The following is a 16,239-nucleotide window of genomic DNA, read 5'->3' on the forward strand; positions in this document are numbered from 1 at the left end:
CCCAAAGACGGCGAACCTGTCCGTTGCCTTGATTCTACTCTCTCTCTCTGGGAGAAAGGCTGGGGGTGAAGACTACTCCGGCTGGGGAAACTCCTGCCAAAGGTTGGTGCGCTGGCGCAAGCTGAGGAACTGTCCGCCGCCGAGGATAAGGTGATCCAAGACCGGGATCTGCAGCAGTTGCCCCGCTTGCAAGAGTTGCCGGGTAAGGGCAAGGTCTTCTGGGCTGGGATCCAAGCTCCCGGAAGGGTGGTTGTGGGCGACGAGGATGCGACTGGCCCCCTGTTTGATGGCGCTGCGGAAAGTCTCCCGCGGATGAGACAGGGTTTCGGTGGCGGTGCCCCGGGTTACAATCTGCTGGCTGAGCAGACGGTGCTTGACATCCAAGTGCAAGACGGCAAAGTGCTCTTGAGATTCCCACATCAAGTCACCACTCAGAGCCATAGCCGCTTGTTCTGGCGACTCAATGGCTGTCCGGTCTGGCGGACGACTCAAAAACACCCGTCGTCCCAGCTCGATGGCGGCCAACACTGTGGCTGCCTTGGCCGGGCCAATGCCTTCAATTTGCAGCAGCTCCCCTGCCTCCACCTGGCGCAGTTGGGCCAAGGGATCTCCTTGGGCTTCCAATTTTTTCAGGAGCAACTGGGCGAGGCCGACTGCCGAGAGCTTGCCTGGCCCCTGGCCAGTGTTGAGCAAGATGGCCAGCAGCTCGGCGTGGGAGAGGTGCCTTGCCCCTTGGCTGAGCAGCCGCTCGCGGGGACGATCTTGGGCAGGAATATCGCTGATGCGCAGCACGTACTGGCTCATCTGGGGCCTAGGGAGGAGAAGAGGTTTTTTTCAACAGCCAAAAGGGACTGCGGCGCTCGACGACCCGCCAAGATCCCAGAATGGCTGCCTGTTCGCCCTCGGGAGCTGTAAGTTCAGCTACAAAGGGATCCCAGGTAACCAGGTAGTCGGGCGCCTGCCCCTGGGCTTGCCAGTCGGCCAGCTCTTCTGGGCTGGCGGCGTAGGGAACCTGCAGCGGGCCATAAAAATAGGGTACAAAAGAGCGAAAGCCGTACAGGCCCACCGTTCCAGAGAGAGCCGGCTGGGCGTTGTTTTCGGAAGTGGCAAACTGCCGGAAAAAGTGGACGGCTCCTCCCTGGGTGTGTTGCAGCAGGCGGGGGAAGACCCAGCACCAGGCCAGTTGGGCGCTCAGTCCCGTGGCCAAGAGCAAAACTGTCCAGCCCCAAGCCCGCCGCCGTCCTCGACTCCAAAGGAGAATTCCCAGCAGCAGGATCGCGGCGGGGACGTAGGTCAACACCGGCCACTCCACCTCAGCCTGCAGGTATCCCAGCACCAAGCTGCTGGAAAAGTCGTCAGGGATGCCGGCAAAGACCCATGCTTGGACTAGCCCAGCGGGGTCCTGGGATCCCAGCCAGGGCAGCAACAGCCACAGGGCCAGCCAAAACAAGCCACTGAGCAGGATCCAGGCACTTTCCCAAAAACTGGGCCCTCTTTTCTCAGCAACCAGGCGCTGCAAGCGCAGGGCAGCAAAGTAGGCCCCAATGGGGTACAGCAGCGAGGTGTAGTGAACCAGCTTGGTTTGCACCAGCAGCGAAAACAGGGCCAGCACCACCCCAAAAGCCACCAACAGCAGAGATTCTGCCCGCCGAGTCAAATCCACCGAGCCCACGCTCCTGGGGATGGGCTGCAGGATCTCGGCCAAAGCCAGAGCGCCCCAGGGAAAGCACCCCAGGGCAAAGGCCAACAGATGAAAATAAACCGGGCCGGGATGCCCATCTGAGCTGGTGAGGATGCGCCATTGGTAGCGCCCAAACTCTTCCACCCATTCTGGCCCCCGTTGCACCCCCTCCAACGCCAGCCAAGTGAGGGGAACAGTCACAGCTAGGCTGAGGAAAACCAGGCTCTCCCCCCATCGAAGGGGAGGATCCCGTTGCCAGAGCTTGTAGAGGATCCAGATAGCCAGGGGCAACACCAGCCCCACCGGCCCTTTGGCCAACACTGCCAAGCCCAGGGCCAGCGCCCCCACCGCTCTCCACCTGCGTCCAGAGTACCCGGCCCGCCAGGCCTCCTCGGCGGCCCAAAGGGATCCCAGACCCACCCCCATGCCCAGGTTGAGTAGCGGGTCGATGAGACCAGTTTTGTAAAAAAACAAGGGCAGGTAGCCTGTCAGCAGTAGGATCCCCCACAGGCAGCCAAACCCCACCCCACGCAGATGGGATCCCCACCCCACCAGCAGCGCCACCGTGATCCCGCCAGCAAAAGCATTGGGCAAGCGCGCTGCCCCTTCGTTCATCCCTAAAACAGCCATGGACAGGGCCTGCAGCCAAAAAAAGAGAGGGGGCTTCTCGAAAAAAGGCTCCCCGTTGATGGCCAACGAGAAAGGATCCCCGCTGGCCAGCATCTGCCGCGCCAAGCTGGCGTAGATCAGCTCATCCCAGTCGAACAGGTAGGGGATCCCCTGACCTACCCACAGCCACAGGCCGGCCAAAAGCCCCATCCCCAGGGATCCCTTGAGGCGGCCCAGAAAGCTAGGCATGGAAAGCTTCTGAAGACACCACCCGGCCCACGCTCTGAGGCGAGCGCAGGAGGCGGAGCAACTGGGCTGCCAGAGCGGATCCCTCTGTCTCTACCGGAATCTCCACCCCACACCAACGGCTGGAGCTACCCTGCAGGGCAGCTATCCACTCCGGGGCAAGGGATCCCCGCGCCACCCCGATCAATTGCGGCAGAGGCTCCCGACGATACAGCCCAATCCAGCGCACGGCCAGCTGAAAGGGCCCAGGCCGGAAGCGGGGGTTTGGGCTGCCATCGGCCTCGAACTTGCTTAGCATCAGTTGCAGCGAGTAGATCTGGCGACTATTGAGAGGGGGAGCAGAAACCCGGCGGGCGCGGAACGTGGCAACCATCTCCGCAAAGGGGATCTGAACGGTCTGCTCTTCTCCCGGCGCAGTGTCGAACGCATAGCCGTAGGCGGGGCTGTCCCAGCCGCCTTGATCCCGCAGTAAGACCTTATACCGCTGCCCATCCCCTCGCAGGCGCAGCTCCAGACCGGCAAACCCCGACAAGTCCAGCGGCGGCTGCCAATTGCGGGTGCGCGTGGAAACAAACCCCCCAAAGTTGGCCGTGGAAACTTGCCCTGTAAACAGAAGCTGCCCCTCCCCCCACTGCAACTGGCTTTGGCTCACCCCTCCCATGACCACATCGTCCAAAATGCCCCAAAACCGGTTCAGATCTGGGTTGGGCCGGCGAAAGTCGAACAGCATCCGCTCCGTTTGCCCACTGCTGCGCAATTGCTCCAGATAAGCCTTGGCCGTTGGTGGATCCCCCAAACCTAGGATCACGGTTGCTGTCGCCCAATCTGGCGTATGGCTCACCTCCACGCCCTGCTGCCGCAGGGCCTCCGCCAACCCGTCAGGCAAACCTTCCCCCACCACCCCTATCTGGATAGCGACCGGCTCGGAAAGAGAAGGTGGCACAAAATCATCCTCCACGGCCTGGAACCCATTTTGAACCCGACGCCACACCTCCGCCAAAGGCAGGGCCTCATAGTAGGTGAGCGTGTTCCAGAACCGCCCCAGATCCCAAGGCATGAGTCTACCTCATCTCTTCAGAGGTCTATCCCGGATCCCTAGCTTAGGGCAGCGCCGAAGAACTCCACCGCTTCTGCCAACACGTCTAAAAAGCGATCCACCTCCGCCAACGTGTTGTACAGGTAAACACTGGCTCGGGCAGTGGATTGTACTCCCAAATAGCGATGGAGGGGTTGAGTGCAGTGGTGCCCCGCTCGAACGGCAATGCCTTGCTCATCCAGCAAAGTAGACAGGTCATGGGGATGGACAGCCTCCACCGAAAAGCTAACCAGCCCTGCCCGTCGCGCCGGATCCTTGGGGCCATAAACCGTAATACCCGCTATGTGCTGGATCCCGTCCAACAGGTGGGTAATCAACCTTTGTTCATGGGCATGAACCCGCTCCAGACCGATCTGGCTCAAGTAATCTACGGCTGCCCCTAACCCCACCGCCTGGGCAATCGCCGGCGTACCGGCTTCAAATTTGTGGGGGATATCCGCATAGGTGGCGTGATCCCAGTACACATCGGCGATCATCTCTCCCCCACCCAAAAAAGGGGGCATCGCTCGCAGCAGCTCCCGCCTGCCGTAGAGGACGCCAATCCCCGTTGGGCCACACATCTTGTGCCCCGAAAAGGCCAACCAATCGCAATCCAGCGCCTGGACATCCACAGGCATGTGGGGCACACTCTGGCAAGCATCCAGCAAAACCTTGGCTCCGTAACGATGGGCCAGTTCAGTCATCTCCTGAACGGGGTTGATGGATCCCAGCATGTTGGAGACCTGGGTTACCGCCACCAAGCGGGTGCGGTCGCTGAGCAAAGATTGGTAGTGCTCCAGATCCAACTCTCCCTCTGGCGTGATCTGGATGAACTTGAGGTGGGCTCCCGTCTTCTGGGCCACCCATTGCCACGGGATCAGGTTGCTGTGGTGCTCCATCACCGAGAGGACGATCTCATCCCCCCGCTCCAGATGGCTCAAGCCCCAACTATAGGCCACCAGATTGATGGCTTCGCTGGCATTGCGGGTGTAGATGATCTCCTGAGGAGAAGGCGCGTTCACAAACCGAGCGATCTTTTCCCGCGCCCCCTCATAGGCATCTGTGGCTTCGTTGCTCAGCGTATGCACCCCACGATGCACGTTGGCGTTGCAGTGTCGATAGTAATGATCCATCGCCTGCATAACCGCCAGTGGCTTTTGAGAAGTGGCGGCATTGTCAAAGTAGATTAGCGGGTGGCCGTTGACCTGGCGCTGCAAAATCGGAAAATCTGACCGCACCTGGGCAGCCAGATCGAAAGAATGGTCAAGCTTGAGAGAAGAAAGGGGGGATACCGCCATGGTCTGCGCAAAAAGCCTGCTTCCCTCAGTATGACATCGCTTCCGGCCAGCCTTCGGCAAACCCATCCGCCCAAACCGTTGCAACGGCCAGGGATCCCTTCCGCCCTGACCTGAAAGCGAAGCTTGTCACAAAATGTAACTTTGTGTTAAGTTTGGTTACAGCAACCAATACGAGGTATTAGTAATGCAATCGTCTCCCAGAATCCCTTCTCGTCTGGACTCCGCTTCTGTTGCCCAGTACTACGACACCACCAACGACTGGATCCCAGGCTGGACAGAGCAAGCGGAGCGTTGGAATGGACGCTTGGCCATGTTGGGCTTGGTGATCAGCATTGCTACAGAAGCGGTGCTGGGCCACAGTGTTTTTGCCAGCACTCTCGCCCAGTGGCTAGGTCTGCAATAACCTGCAATAATCTGTCAAAGATCTTTTCGGTAGAGCCACATCGGGCATCTCAGAGAGTTTCTCTTCGGCTTTGAGATGTTATGGCTCTACCCTTTCATCCAGCTCTTTCACCCTCCTTCAATCCCTATCTTGACAATCCAATGATGCTTGACAATCCCTTCCTCCCCTACATTGCCGTCATGGTGGCCGGGCTGGTGGCCGCTGTTGTGATTGGCTCGATGGCTTTCTTCAACTCCAAGCGCCCTGCCGGTTGGGAGAGTGCCAGTCGCCCGCGGTATGTGCCGCAGTACGGTCAAGACGGCGATACCCCGCCGGAGTGGGAGATTGGCTGGACGGAGAAGGCCGAGCGATGGAACGGACGGCTGGCCATGCTGGGGTTTGCCATCAGTGTTGTGGTAGAGGCCATAGTGGGCCACAGCGTGTTTGCCTCTGCACTGGGGATCCACTGATCCAAGTTGAAAGCTGTCCGGCGCCCAGTCGTCTCGAGGAAATAAAGGCGGAAGCTATGGAAGCCTGCTTTTTCCTCATGCGTGCTCTTTGTCTTTGCCGTGCAGTACTACCTCGCTTATCTCCTGGAAAGGCTGTACCCAAAGATCGGTGCCTCCTCCATTCGGTTGGTGTCTAGCCATCTGTTGCCTGTCTAATATGATTCTCAAAGGTGAGACGTGCTGGAAGCTCAGAAAGGTTCATAGGGATACCCACAAGCTTGAGTGTCTTGAAAAATAGATGGAAGTTATCTACCTTGTCACAGCGGAAGTAACAATCAGAGCTCTTTGTTGACCTAGACCCTGAGATAAACTCCAGGCGGAATACGTAACCATCCTCACTATCAATGCACAGCTTAATCTCTTTGATAGCCTGGATCCTAAATAACAATCGCTCTGAAGAACCGAAATCCTTGACTCTAACGTACTCCCTACTTATGGCAACGCATCCAAATGAAACCTCTTGTCCACGCTCAATTGCTTCTCTCATGCCTTTCCAGCGCGTGGAGCAAATGTAGCTGGCTACATACCTCATCAAAGGCAAAGACGGGGAAGATATAGATACGACAGGATTTCCTTGGCAATTGATGTAGTAGCTGTAGTATGGGTAGCATTCTGATTTGACAAAACCGACACTCTTCTTTCTGAAGTCCACGTTCACTGAGACAATTTCGTTATACCTATAGGCAAGTCTGTTCTGCTTTCCTAGGATGTCACGATAGATGTCATGATAAATGAAGCCATTGCTCAAAATAACAACCCTAGATTTATAGGGTTGATTTGAGTACCAATAGTACCAAAGAAGCATCGATAAACCACCCAACAATCCAGAAAAAGCCATAGCAATAGGAGGTATGCCACTGGCCAAAGTGCTAGGGATCCATGTCCCTAAGGCAGAAAGTATTGCCGATAGAACTGCGAAGATAGGAAGTCCAATAAGTAGCAATGTAGATAAAGATACCGACACAACACGCATCAGCAAAGTAAAAGGGCTCCATTTCTCGATTGGCGTTTCTTCTGTTGTTACGAGGTATCCCAGTGACTTATCCCGTACCAGCTTTGTCTCGGCCTCTAATAACATCACTTATCCCCCCTCACTTCTTGGATAAGCTCCATTGGCAATCTATGCCAAAGTAGTGTTTAGAGACAAACTCATAATCTATTCTGTTTCACCACTGGATAATCTTTTTCTGAACGGCTGTCATACACATGGCAACGCGGGCGTTGATCTCATCCTCAGAGCCGAAAATATCCAACTTTTCTTTGAGCCTCTGGATACAGTTTTGTACGGTCTTCTTGCTGGTGTGAATGCGATCGGCAATGGCTTGGTCGGTGAGGGCTTCTTTGCAGAGCAAGTTCAAGACCTCAATTTCTCGTTCTGTCAGCTTCGTAAGACCGCGCAACTCCCGCGGCATGCGCAATTCTCCATTCAGGGCGCTTTTGGCCCCCTCCAGAAACACGGTGCGCCGTTCCATTTTGTTGACCGCGGCAAACCCACCCTGGTGTTTGCTGATCAGGCCCACCAATGGAGTGAGCAGCAGCGGCTCGCTGGAATAGGCCATCACATTCAAGGTGGGGTAGTTCTCAAAGATATGGCGCAGGAACTCTAGGCCAGGCTCGGCAGACTGCTCTCCGCTGGTTTGACCATAGAGCAGATCGGCTACAACCAAGTCTGGTTGTTCCCGCTGCAAGCGCAGGATGGCGTCCATGGGATTGGTGACCGTAATACATTGAGCATCTGCTGCAATGCGTTGCAGCCACTCACAGTTGTTCTGGGCCACCTCTGGATGATCTTCGACGATCAAAAACTTGAGCGGGGCAGTGGGGCTTTCAACCTCGGACATCAATCCACTCCTCTAAATCCTTATCTTGTAGTCCATTCTCTGCCGAGCGAGCTTGGCCGAGATGCGTTCGTCGGCAAGGGATCCGTCTGCAAGCATAGCTCCCAGCAGGTTACCCTAGTGTAGCCTCAGGTAGGGGCTTAGAGGTGAGCCGGGGGGGGTGGGAAAGGACAGGTTAGGCTAGAGGGTGACGTCAACCGGATCTTAACTGTGGTACCCCTGCAAGATCGCAACCCAACCACCCGCACAGCCTATGTCACTTATGCCTTGGTGATCGTTAATATTCTAGTCTTTCTGTACCAGCTAACCCTGTCGCCACAAGAGCTGGCAGCTTTTTTCCGAGAGTGGGCAGTGGTACCGATAGAGTTGACGGCCAGTTTTCGAGGGGAGCTCACCTCTTCGTCGCGTCCGGAATGGATAACCCTATTCACCTCACAATTTCTGCATGGGGGCTTTCTCCACATTGGCGGGAACATGCTCTTTTTGTGGGTTTTCGGCAACAACGTTGAGGATCGCTTGGGCCATTTGCGCTACCTCATCTTTTACCTGGCTTGCGGAGCTTTGGCTGCATTAACGCAGTGGTTTTTCGATATGGGATCCCCCATTCCTTCACTGGGGGCAAGCGGCGCTATTGCTGGCGTATTGGGAGCCTATATTTTGCGTTTTCCACGGGCCGAGATTCTGACCCTGGTGCCCTTGGGTATTTTCATCACAACCCTCTACGTTCCGGCTTGGGTGTTCCTAGGCTTTTGGTTCATCCAGCAAGCTTTCTACGGCATTGCCAGCCTACAGACGCCTACCAATATCGGTATGCAGGGTGGGGGAATTGCTTACTGGGCCCATGCGGGCGGTTTTGTGTTTGGGGCCATTTTGGGGCCGCTGATGGGGTTGTTTTCCGGCAAAAGCCCTTATGACCGCCAAATGACTTGGCAACAACGTGACAGGGATCTGTTTTGATTTGATCAGCTTTGATACTTTCTCAGTCTATTGTTAATCGGATAGCAGCGTGATGGGAGAAAGCCATGGTCAGTCTATCTGCCAAGCCTCTAACTCTGGAAGACTTTCTACAACAGCCGGAAACTCAGCCCGCCAGCGAGTTCATCAAAGGAGAAATTATCCAGAAGCCCATGCCACAGGGAAAACATAGCCGTCTCCAACTAAAACTGGGTAGCTTCATTAACGAGATGTTGGAGCCTTCTCAACTGGGAATGGCATTTCCAGAGCTACGCTGCACCTTTGCCGGATATGCGATTGTACCGGATATTTCTGTAATCGCCTGGGATCGGATCCCTGTGGATGAAGATGGCACCATTCAAAATCTCATCCCCTTTTGCCCGGATTGGATGATCGAGATTCTCTCTCCCGATCAAAATCCAATGAAGCTGGTCAAAAAAATCTTGATCGGCCTGGATCACGGCTGCCAAATGGGGTGGGTGGTGGATCCCGAAGAAAGGGTTGTTTTCGCCTACCCTGCCGGGCAGCAGCCGACGGTGCATGAGGATCCCCAAGAGGTGGTCCCCACTCCTGCGTTTGCCCAAGGGATCCAACTGACAATCGCAACTTTGTTCGGCTGGATGCAAGTTCAAGCTGGCGAGAGCCACAAGTCCAATAGGGGATAGAAAGAGAGTGGATCCCTTTCCGACCCTCAGTTCTCATCTCAATTCAACATTATTATTCAGTTGTTGTAGAGGGCAGGAGCTTGGGCAACCGTCTCACCAGTTTGAGGCAGCTCCTGCCGCAGCAGCGCCACCAAGGCGTTGGTGGATTGGTCGTAGAGGCTGGTCACCAGCTTGGGGTAGAGCCCAATGCCGATGATGGGGATCAACAGGCAGGCGATGATGAACACCTCGCGTGGCTCAGCATCTACCAATTCTTCGTGTTCGGTGAGCTCTTTGTTCTCCGGGCCAAAGAAAATCTGCCGCAACATCGACAGCAGGTAGATGGGGGTCAGGATCACCCCAACTGCTGCCAGGAAAACCACCACCAACCGGAAGGGGAGAGAGTAGGCATCGGTGGTGGCCATGCCGATAAACACCATGATCTCGGCCACAAAGCCGCTCATGCCGGGTAGGGCTAGCGAAGCCAGGGAGCAGGCGGTGAACATGGAGAAGATCTTGGGCATCTTCAGGCCAACGCCGCCCATTTCTTCCAGCTCCAGCGTATGGGTGCGGTCGTAGGTGGCCCCCACCAAAAAGAACAGGCTGGCCCCGATCAGCCCGTGGGAGATCATCTGCAGCATGGCGCCGCTCATGCCGATCTCCGTCAGGGATCCGATACCGATGAGCACGAAGCCCATGTGGCTGATGGAAGAACAGGCGATCTTCCGTTTCAGGTTGCGCTGGGCAAAAGAGGTGAGGGCGGCAAAGATGATGTTCACCACCCCCAACACGATCAGCACCGGCGCAAAGTAAAGATGAGCATCCGGCAGCATGCCCGCATTCATGCGCATCAGGGCATAGCCCCCCATCTTGAGCAGGATCCCGGCCAGCAACATGTGCACCGGCGCAGTGGCCTCGCCGTGGGCATCGGGCAGCCAAGTGTGCAAGGGGAAAATGGGCAGCTTCACCCCATAGGCAATGAGGAAGGCCCCATACATCAGCAGTTGGAAGGTGAGTGGATAGGTCTTGTGGGCCAGATCCGTCATGTCAAAGCTGATGGGATCCCCGTAGAAGGCCATAGCCAGACCTGCCACCAGGATAAACAGGGAGCTGAGAGCCGTGTAGAGGATGAACTTGGTGGCCGCATAGAGGCGGTTTGCCCCACCCCAAATGGAGAGGAGCAAGTACACCGGGATCAGCTCCAATTCCCACATCAGGAAAAACAGCAACATGTCCTGCACGGCAAACACCCCGATCTGCCCGCCGTACATGGCCAGCATCAAAAAGTAGAAGAGGCGAGGTTTGAGGGTGACCGGCCAAGCGGCCAAGATGGCTAGGGTAGTGATAAACGCCGTGAGCAGGATCAGGGGCATGGAGAGGCCATCAGCCCCCACCGACCAACTCAAGCCCACTTGGGGTACCCAGGTGTAGCGCTCCAGCAGTTGCAAGCCCGTCTGGCCGGGATCGTAGCCGACATAGAAGCCGGCCAGCAGAATCAGCAGATCCGTGACCGCAATGAACAAAGCAAACCAGCGGATCCGCTCGGCCAACTTTTGTGCGTAGGCGCGGGTACTGGGATCCCCAGCCGGTGCTGGGATCAGGGGAATAAATAGGGCGGCCAACACAGGGTAAGCGATGACCGTGGTCAGCCAAGGAAACTCGTGCAAGCTGGGCAGCGCCATGGATGTAACCTCGCTTGTGCCATACCATCAGGGGGATCCCTGCCGGCTGCAATCCGACAGCCCTTTACCAGAATCGCCCTTGAGTATCTATGCTTAGCAAATCTACAGGATTATCTTAAGGCTCCCTCTCCCTTTGCGTTGGGATCCCTGGGATGGAGCAGATGCATGGGTGGATGTTGTACCCGAAAATCAAAATATAGTCTTCCACTGTTCTCACAAGGTAACCGATCTCATCATGCCTCAGCCCAAACTGATCATCCACGGCGGAGCCGGCAGCGCCCTGGAAGGGGAAAGCAGCCTGGAAAAAGTGAGGGGATCCCTGCAGCAGGTGGTGGAGAGCACCTACGAGCTGCTGTTGGCTGGGCAGAGTGCCGAGGCGGCGGTGATGCATGCCTGCCAGTTGCTGGAGGATGATCCGCTCTACAATGCCGGGACGGGGTCGGTCTTGCAATCGGATGGGCAAATCCGCATGAGCGCCGCTCTCATGAACGGGGCCACCCAGTCTTTTAGCGGGGTGATCAACGTCAGCCGAGTTCAGCATCCCATCCTCATGGCCCAGGCTCTGCAATCAAGCCCGGATCGCGTGGTGGCCGAACAAGGGGCAGCAGAGCTGGCGCGGGAGCTGCAGTTGCCGGTCTATGACCCGGCCACTCTCAAGCGGGTTCAAGAGTGGGTGCAGTTGCGTCAAACCCATCCCCCGACCAGGGTTCTCACTGCTCTGGCCATGGGCACGGTGGGGGCGGTGGCGCTGGATCAACAGGGGCAAATCTGTGCCGGCACCTCCACCGGCGGGCGGGGGTTTGAACGGGTGGGGCGAGTAAGCGATTCGGCCACTCCAGCGGGAACCTATGCCAGTGCGGCGGCGGGGGTCAGTTGTACTGGTGTCGGGGAAGATATTTTGGATGAGAGCTTGGCGGCGCGGATTGTGATTCGAGTGGAAGATGGCCTCAGCCTGAAGGCTGCCATGGCCAAGTCTTTTCAAGAGGCCCGCCAACGTCGCCGCTCCTTTGGGGCCATTGCTCTATCGCGCTCGGGCGAGATTGCTTGGGATACCACCACCGACCTACTGCTGGCCGCCTATCACGATGGGCAGGGGATCGGCTTGACGATCTAAACTTCTAGCCGGGCTTGCGGGATTAGACCTGGACAAGCCTGAGGCGGTTGGATAAGAGTAGGATAAGAGTAGAAATAGTACTTAAACAAACCAAGTCTGCCCCCTGGCGGGCCACTGTAGAGCGTTTATGGCACTTCACGCGGAGTTGCACCGTCATTTGGGCGGTTCGGTTGTCCCCCGAATTCTGTGGCGCTATTTTCACCGCCAGGGATCCCCTGTGGCAGAGCGCTTTCCCACCTATGCCGAGTTCGAGGAGTTCTACACCCGCCCGCGCAACACCCTCGAAGATTACCTGGAGCTGCACACGCTGGTGGAACAGGTGCAAACCCTGGAAACCCTGCCCTATTTTATCTACCGCCTGCTGCGGGGAGCCTACGTCTTTGAGGATCTGGCCTACCTGGAGATTCGCTACACTCCCTACCTACGCACGGATCCCAGCCTGGATGAGGCGGAGCGCCTCAAGCAGATGCGCCAGGTAATCGAGACGGTGGGGCAGGCCAGCCAGCAGCGGGAGTATCCCATCGTCACCACCCAGATCGTCTGTTTGCATTCACGCCTGCCCAGCCACATCAACCGGGCCATGGTGGAAGCTGCCGCTGAGTCGGAGTATGTGTGTGCCATCGACCTGGCCGGGGGAGACAAGCCCTACGGCGAACGGATGGACGAGTGGATTGAGCTGTTCAAGTATGCGCTGGCCCGCGGCCTGAAAACCACTGCCCACCTGTACGAAACTTTGGATGGCTGCTACCCACAGTTGCTGCCCTATGTCTCGCGGATCGGCCACGGCATTCAGATCCCCCTCCACTATCCAGAATTGCTGCCGGAGCTGGCGCGGCGAGGCCAATGCCTAGAAGTTTGTCCCACCACCTATCTAAAAACGGGAACCCTGCCCAGTTTGGAGCCCCTCAAGATTGTCTTTGACCGCTGCTTTGAGGCGGGGGTAGATATCGCCATCTGCACCGACAACGCCGGCTTGCACAATGTGCGGCTGCCGTTTGAGTACGAAAACCTGCTAACCCACGACATTATCGATTTCGAGCAGCTCAAACACTGCCAGGAAGCAGCCTTTCGTCACGCTTTTGCCTGGCCCTACAAGGGGCGTCCGGCCTCATTGTTGTCGGAGTTACAGCAGGGGGTATCTGCTTCTTTGGTGGCTCTCTGACCGCCTCAGCAGGATGGAGTCTTTATTCTTCATCCGAGCTTCTTGAGAATAGGGAAGGGATCCGTAACGGAGACAGGGGCAGCTTTCGCAAGGGAAATAACCGCTTGGATCCCTTGTGCAGAGCGATGTTGAGCGGCATCTGAGGGTGGATAGAGCCCGACAGAATCCAATGCTGAGTCTACTGAGCCAAGCATGAAGGTCTATATCAGCGCCGATATCGAGGGGATCGCCGGCATCAGCCATTGGGATGAGGCCACCATCGGCCAGCCGGGTTACGAGGCATTCCGAGAGCAGATGACCCGAGCAGTGATCGCGGCTTGTGAGGGATCCCTGGCTGCCGGAGCCACGCAGATCACGGTCAAAGATGCCCATGACTCCGGGCGAAACCTCATCCCCGAACGGTTGCCGGAGCCGGTGCAACTCATCCGCGGCTGGAGCGGCCACCCCTACTGTATGGTGCAAGAGTTGGATCGCAGTTACGATGCCCTGCTCCTAATCGGCTATCATGCCCGCGCCGGATCTGCTGCCAACCCCCTCGCCCACACCTACACCACCGAAGTTAGCCAAATCCGGCTGAACGGCCAGGCCATCGCCGAGTTTCACCTGGTCAGCCTCACGGCTGCCTATGAGGGAGTCCCAGTTGTGTTTGTAGCCGGAGATGCGGAGGTGTGTGCTGAAGCAAAAGCTTATGACGCCCAAATCGAGACGGTGGTCACCCACAAAGGAATGGGCCAGTCGGTCATTGCGCCACATCCGCAGCAAGTTTTGCGGGCCATCCGCCAAGGTGTAGAGGGATCCCTGAGGCGGCTGCCGGCCTACCGGCCTCGCCCACTGCCGGATCACTTTCAATTGGAAGTGGACTACAAGGATCCCGCTCGCGCCTACCGCAAGTCTTTTTATCCCGGCTGCCGGTGGATTGCCGATTCCACGGTTCGGCTGGAAGTTTCCGAGTGGTTTGAGGTGTTGCGGGCTTTGGAGTTTATTGTGCTCACCTAGCCAGGGATCCAAGCGGCATCTGGATGAGGCGAGCAGCAGCTTCCCTGAGGCTGGTCTCGGAAAGGTCAGACAGCTCAATCCGGGCCCGAAGGCGATTGAAGTTTTGCTGCAGCCCGTGCCGATAGGTGGGGTCATAGTGCTGCTCCAGCAACTCCTGCACAAACTGCGGCCAGTCTTGGGCGTCGATCAGCTCAAACCAACGCTGCAGGCGGGCCTGGCCAAGACGGGACTTCAGAGGCAGCAATTTCCCCTTTAGCGCTTGGGGGTGAGCAATCCAGTGGGGATAGTGGGCGATCAGCCCCTTCACCCGCTCCTCTAGAGGCAACTGCACTTCGACACAGTCGGCTTGGGTAAGGGCTTGCCAAAGGGCAGGCGGCAGATGGAGCTGGCCCACTTTGGCACTCTCAGCCTCCACCCAGACTGGCTTGGCGGGATCCCACTGGAGAAAAACCTGCACCAGTTGACTTTCAAAGCTCTTCTGACCGGGCTGTGGCACCCCCCACTCGGCCCCCAGGAGGGATCCCCGGTGACAGGCCAGCTTTTCCAGATCGAGGACTTGGGATCCCTGTTGGCGCAGATGGTGAAGCAACTGGGTTTTGCCGCTCCCTGTTGGTCCGCAGAGCACTCGGTAAGTAAATTCCTGGGGCAAGATCTGCAGCTGTCGGCGCACCCAGGCCCGGTAGGTTTTGTAGCCACCTTGCAAAACCGTAACCTGCCAGCCCACCTGGGACAACACCAATGCCAAGCTGGCAGAGCGCTGCCCTCCCCGCCAGCAGTAGATTAGGGGCCGGTAATCGCGATCTTTATCGGCAAAATGGGTTTGCAAGTGGCGACTGATGTTCTGGGCCACCAAGCTTGCCCCTCGTTTGCGGGCTGTAAAGGGATCCACCTGCTTGTAGAGCGTGCCCACCTCCGCCCGTTCTGTATCGTAGAGTACAGGCAAGTTGATGGCTCCCGGCCAATGATCCTCTGCGAACTCTGCCGGAGAGCGCACATCGATAATTTCGCTGTAGGTGTGCAGCCAGGGCTCTGCAGTGAAGTGAATCGGAGGAGACACAAACCTGTGGATGGAAATGGCAAGCTAGCGCAATCTTGAACAGTTTCTAGCTTAGCCAACGCTGCTGCTCAAGGAAGCCCAGGGCTAACCCTAGCCTATCCCCTCGCAGGTGGACTTCTCGCTTTTCCAGAAGTTTAGGCAAGGTCTCTGGAACATGCAGGATGCCATTTGCCGCTCTCAAAAAAGTTATAGAGGTTTTCAGGCTCTCCAGGTGCCACCTCAGATAGAAAGGTGAGCTCGGACTTTTTCTTCGTCCATTTGGTCAGTCGGCCCCTCCATGATAAGGGATCCATTTTCCATAAGATAAAAGTAATCGGCCAGACTTTGGGCAAACTCAAAATACTGCTCCACCAGCAACACCGAAACGCCCCGCTCCTTTTGAATACGGGTGATGGCTTCTTCAATCTCGATGATGATGGAGGGTTGGATCCCTTCTGTAGGCTCATCCAGGAGCAAAAGTTTGGGCTCTGCCACCAAAGCCCTGGCGATGGCCAGTTGCTGCTGCTGCCCACCGCTCAAATCCCCACCCAGCCGTTTAAGAAAAGAACGCAGAATTGGGAATAGGTCATAGACAAACTCAGGTATGATCCGTTCTCTGTCCGGTGCCGCTTCTAGCCCCACCAGCAGGTTTTCCTCAACCGTTAGGCGAGGAAATATCTCTCGACCTTGGGGTACATAGCCAATACCGGCGCGGGCTCGCCAATTGGGAGGGTAATGGTTGATAGGACGGCCCTCAAAAGCAATTTTGCCTGTGCAGTCTTTCAGAAGTCCCATCAGGGCTTTAAGTGTGGTGGTTTTGCCCATACCATTGCGGCCCAGAAGGCAAACCGCTTGGCCGGGAAAGATCTTAAAAGAGAGATCCTTCACAATTAAACTCTGACCATAGTAAACCCTCAAGTTGGAGACCTCCAGGAGAGGCCCGGATCCATCTCGGGATAAGTTTTGTGTTGCGGTCGCGTTTTCCGTATTCATAGGCCTGCGCATGAGTCGAT

16 protein-coding genes are annotated in these 16,239 nt (G+C 56.8%); 7 read left to right on the forward strand and 9 right to left on the reverse strand.

What is annotated here, in order from left to right:
- Window positions 1–72: 72 nt before the first annotated feature.
- From radC to CYB_RS09515, 4 genes are read right to left on the reverse strand one after another with little or no spacing between them, the layout of a single operon-like run.
- On the reverse strand, window positions 73–804 hold the full coding sequence (gene radC, locus CYB_RS09500; protein WP_041436627.1) for a RadC family protein: 732 nt from the start codon (window positions 802–804) through the stop codon (window positions 73–75).
- A 7-nt stretch (window positions 805–811) separates the two neighbouring features.
- A complete protein-coding gene (locus CYB_RS09505; RefSeq protein WP_011433582.1) occupies window positions 812–2,539 on the reverse strand; it encodes an ArnT family glycosyltransferase in 1,728 nt (575 codons plus the stop codon).
- Entirely contained in the window at window positions 2,532–3,593 is a 1,062-nt protein-coding gene (locus CYB_RS09510) for a CIA30 family protein (protein WP_011433583.1), read from the reverse strand. The genes CYB_RS09505 and CYB_RS09510 overlap by 8 nt, the downstream gene beginning before the upstream one ends.
- Window positions 3,594–3,631: 38 nt before the next feature.
- Entirely contained in the window at window positions 3,632–4,909 is a 1,278-nt protein-coding gene (locus CYB_RS09515) for a cysteine desulfurase (RefSeq protein WP_011433584.1), read from the reverse strand.
- Window positions 4,910–5,093: 184 nt separating this feature from the next.
- On the opposite strand from CYB_RS09515, the gene CYB_RS09520 reads away from it, so the two are divergent.
- Both CYB_RS09520 and psb35 read left to right on the forward strand, forming a co-directional pair.
- Window positions 5,094–5,312: a hypothetical protein gene (locus tag CYB_RS09520; RefSeq protein WP_011433585.1), complete on the forward strand. Its 219-nt coding sequence runs from the start codon at window positions 5,094–5,096 to the stop codon at window positions 5,310–5,312.
- Window positions 5,313–5,452: 140 nt separating this feature from the next.
- The gene (gene psb35, locus CYB_RS09525; protein WP_041437432.1) at window positions 5,453–5,761 is read left to right on the forward strand and encodes a photosystem II assembly protein Psb35; all 309 of its coding nucleotides are present in this window, start codon (window positions 5,453–5,455) and stop codon (window positions 5,759–5,761) included.
- A 172-nt stretch (window positions 5,762–5,933) separates the two neighbouring features.
- Here the strand turns inward: psb35 and CYB_RS09530 are convergent, their stop codons facing one another.
- Both CYB_RS09530 and CYB_RS09535 read right to left on the reverse strand, forming a co-directional pair.
- A complete protein-coding gene (locus CYB_RS09530) occupies window positions 5,934–6,878 on the reverse strand; it encodes a hypothetical protein (RefSeq protein WP_041436629.1) in 945 nt (314 codons plus the stop codon).
- An 88-nt stretch (window positions 6,879–6,966) separates the two neighbouring features.
- The gene (locus tag CYB_RS09535; protein WP_011433588.1) at window positions 6,967–7,641 is read right to left on the reverse strand and encodes a response regulator transcription factor; all 675 of its coding nucleotides are present in this window, start codon (window positions 7,639–7,641) and stop codon (window positions 6,967–6,969) included.
- A 207-nt stretch (window positions 7,642–7,848) separates the two neighbouring features.
- Here CYB_RS09535 and CYB_RS09540 point away from each other — a divergent pair, with 207 nt between their 5' ends.
- Both CYB_RS09540 and CYB_RS09545 read left to right on the forward strand, forming a co-directional pair.
- Entirely contained in the window at window positions 7,849–8,595 is a 747-nt protein-coding gene (locus tag CYB_RS09540; RefSeq protein ID WP_011433589.1) for a rhomboid family intramembrane serine protease, read from the forward strand.
- Between the two features lie 65 nt (window positions 8,596–8,660).
- Window positions 8,661–9,257, forward strand: a complete 597-nt coding sequence (locus CYB_RS09545) for a Uma2 family endonuclease (protein WP_011433590.1) — start codon at window positions 8,661–8,663, stop codon at window positions 9,255–9,257.
- A gap of 56 nt (window positions 9,258–9,313) precedes the next feature.
- On the opposite strand, the gene CYB_RS09550 is transcribed toward CYB_RS09545, so the two are convergent.
- On the reverse strand, window positions 9,314–10,918 hold the full coding sequence (locus CYB_RS09550; protein WP_011433591.1) for an NAD(P)H-quinone oxidoreductase subunit 4: 1,605 nt from the start codon (window positions 10,916–10,918) through the stop codon (window positions 9,314–9,316).
- A gap of 235 nt (window positions 10,919–11,153) precedes the next feature.
- On the opposite strand from CYB_RS09550, the gene CYB_RS09555 reads away from it, so the two are divergent.
- The 3 genes from CYB_RS09555 (at window position 11,154) to CYB_RS09565 (ending at window position 14,190) form a co-directional block, all read left to right on the forward strand.
- Window positions 11,154–12,032 (forward strand): isoaspartyl peptidase/L-asparaginase, encoded by an 879-nt coding sequence (locus tag CYB_RS09555; RefSeq protein ID WP_011433592.1) that lies wholly within the window; start codon window positions 11,154–11,156, stop codon window positions 12,030–12,032.
- Window positions 12,033–12,159: 127 nt separating this feature from the next.
- Window positions 12,160–13,194: an adenosine deaminase gene (locus tag CYB_RS09560; protein ID WP_011433593.1), complete on the forward strand. Its 1,035-nt coding sequence runs from the start codon at window positions 12,160–12,162 to the stop codon at window positions 13,192–13,194.
- Between the two features lie 192 nt (window positions 13,195–13,386).
- The gene (locus CYB_RS09565; protein ID WP_011433595.1) at window positions 13,387–14,190 is read left to right on the forward strand and encodes a M55 family metallopeptidase; all 804 of its coding nucleotides are present in this window, start codon (window positions 13,387–13,389) and stop codon (window positions 14,188–14,190) included.
- On the opposite strand, the gene mnmH is transcribed toward CYB_RS09565, so the two are convergent.
- Together mnmH and urtE are read right to left on the reverse strand one after the other, a co-directional pair.
- A complete protein-coding gene (gene mnmH, locus CYB_RS09570) occupies window positions 14,183–15,247 on the reverse strand; it encodes a tRNA 2-selenouridine(34) synthase MnmH (RefSeq protein ID WP_011433596.1) in 1,065 nt (354 codons plus the stop codon). The two genes, CYB_RS09565 and mnmH, sit on opposite strands and share 8 nt — an antisense overlap.
- A gap of 219 nt (window positions 15,248–15,466) precedes the next feature.
- The gene (gene urtE, locus CYB_RS09575) at window positions 15,467–16,231 is read right to left on the reverse strand and encodes an urea ABC transporter ATP-binding subunit UrtE (RefSeq protein ID WP_011433598.1); all 765 of its coding nucleotides are present in this window, start codon (window positions 16,229–16,231) and stop codon (window positions 15,467–15,469) included.
- Between the last annotated feature and the right edge of the window lie 8 nt (window positions 16,232–16,239).

Source organism: Synechococcus sp. JA-2-3B'a(2-13), from assembly GCF_000013225.1.
Taxonomy (GTDB): domain Bacteria; phylum Cyanobacteriota; class Cyanobacteriia; order Thermostichales; family Thermostichaceae; genus Thermostichus.

Bases quoted from the DNA above. Each gene is read 5' to 3' on its own strand.
- radC (WP_041436627.1), bottom strand. From the start codon at position 804: ATGAGCCAGTACGTGCTGCGCATCAGCGATATTCCTGCCCAAGATCGT.
- CYB_RS09505 (WP_011433582.1), bottom strand. From the start codon at position 2,539: ATGCCTAGCTTTCTGGGCCGCCTCAAGGGATCCCTGGGGATGGGGCTT.
- CYB_RS09510 (WP_011433583.1), bottom strand. From the start codon at position 3,593: ATGCCTTGGGATCTGGGGCGGTTCTGGAACACGCTCACCTACTATGAG.
- CYB_RS09515 (WP_011433584.1), bottom strand. From the start codon at position 4,909: ATGGCGGTATCCCCCCTTTCTTCTCTCAAGCTTGACCATTCTTTCGAT.
- CYB_RS09520 (WP_011433585.1), top strand. From the start codon at position 5,094: ATGCAATCGTCTCCCAGAATCCCTTCTCGTCTGGACTCCGCTTCTGTT.
- psb35 (WP_041437432.1), top strand. From the start codon at position 5,453: ATGATGCTTGACAATCCCTTCCTCCCCTACATTGCCGTCATGGTGGCC.
- CYB_RS09530 (WP_041436629.1), bottom strand. From the start codon at position 6,878: ATGTTATTAGAGGCCGAGACAAAGCTGGTACGGGATAAGTCACTGGGA.
- CYB_RS09535 (WP_011433588.1), bottom strand. From the start codon at position 7,641: ATGTCCGAGGTTGAAAGCCCCACTGCCCCGCTCAAGTTTTTGATCGTC.
- CYB_RS09545 (WP_011433590.1), top strand. From the start codon at position 8,661: ATGGTCAGTCTATCTGCCAAGCCTCTAACTCTGGAAGACTTTCTACAA.
- CYB_RS09550 (WP_011433591.1), bottom strand. From the start codon at position 10,918: ATGGCGCTGCCCAGCTTGCACGAGTTTCCTTGGCTGACCACGGTCATC.
- CYB_RS09555 (WP_011433592.1), top strand. From the start codon at position 11,154: ATGCCTCAGCCCAAACTGATCATCCACGGCGGAGCCGGCAGCGCCCTG.
- CYB_RS09560 (WP_011433593.1), top strand. From the start codon at position 12,160: ATGGCACTTCACGCGGAGTTGCACCGTCATTTGGGCGGTTCGGTTGTC.
- CYB_RS09565 (WP_011433595.1), top strand. From the start codon at position 13,387: ATGAAGGTCTATATCAGCGCCGATATCGAGGGGATCGCCGGCATCAGC.
- urtE (WP_011433598.1), bottom strand. From the start codon at position 16,231: ATGCGCAGGCCTATGAATACGGAAAACGCGACCGCAACACAAAACTTA.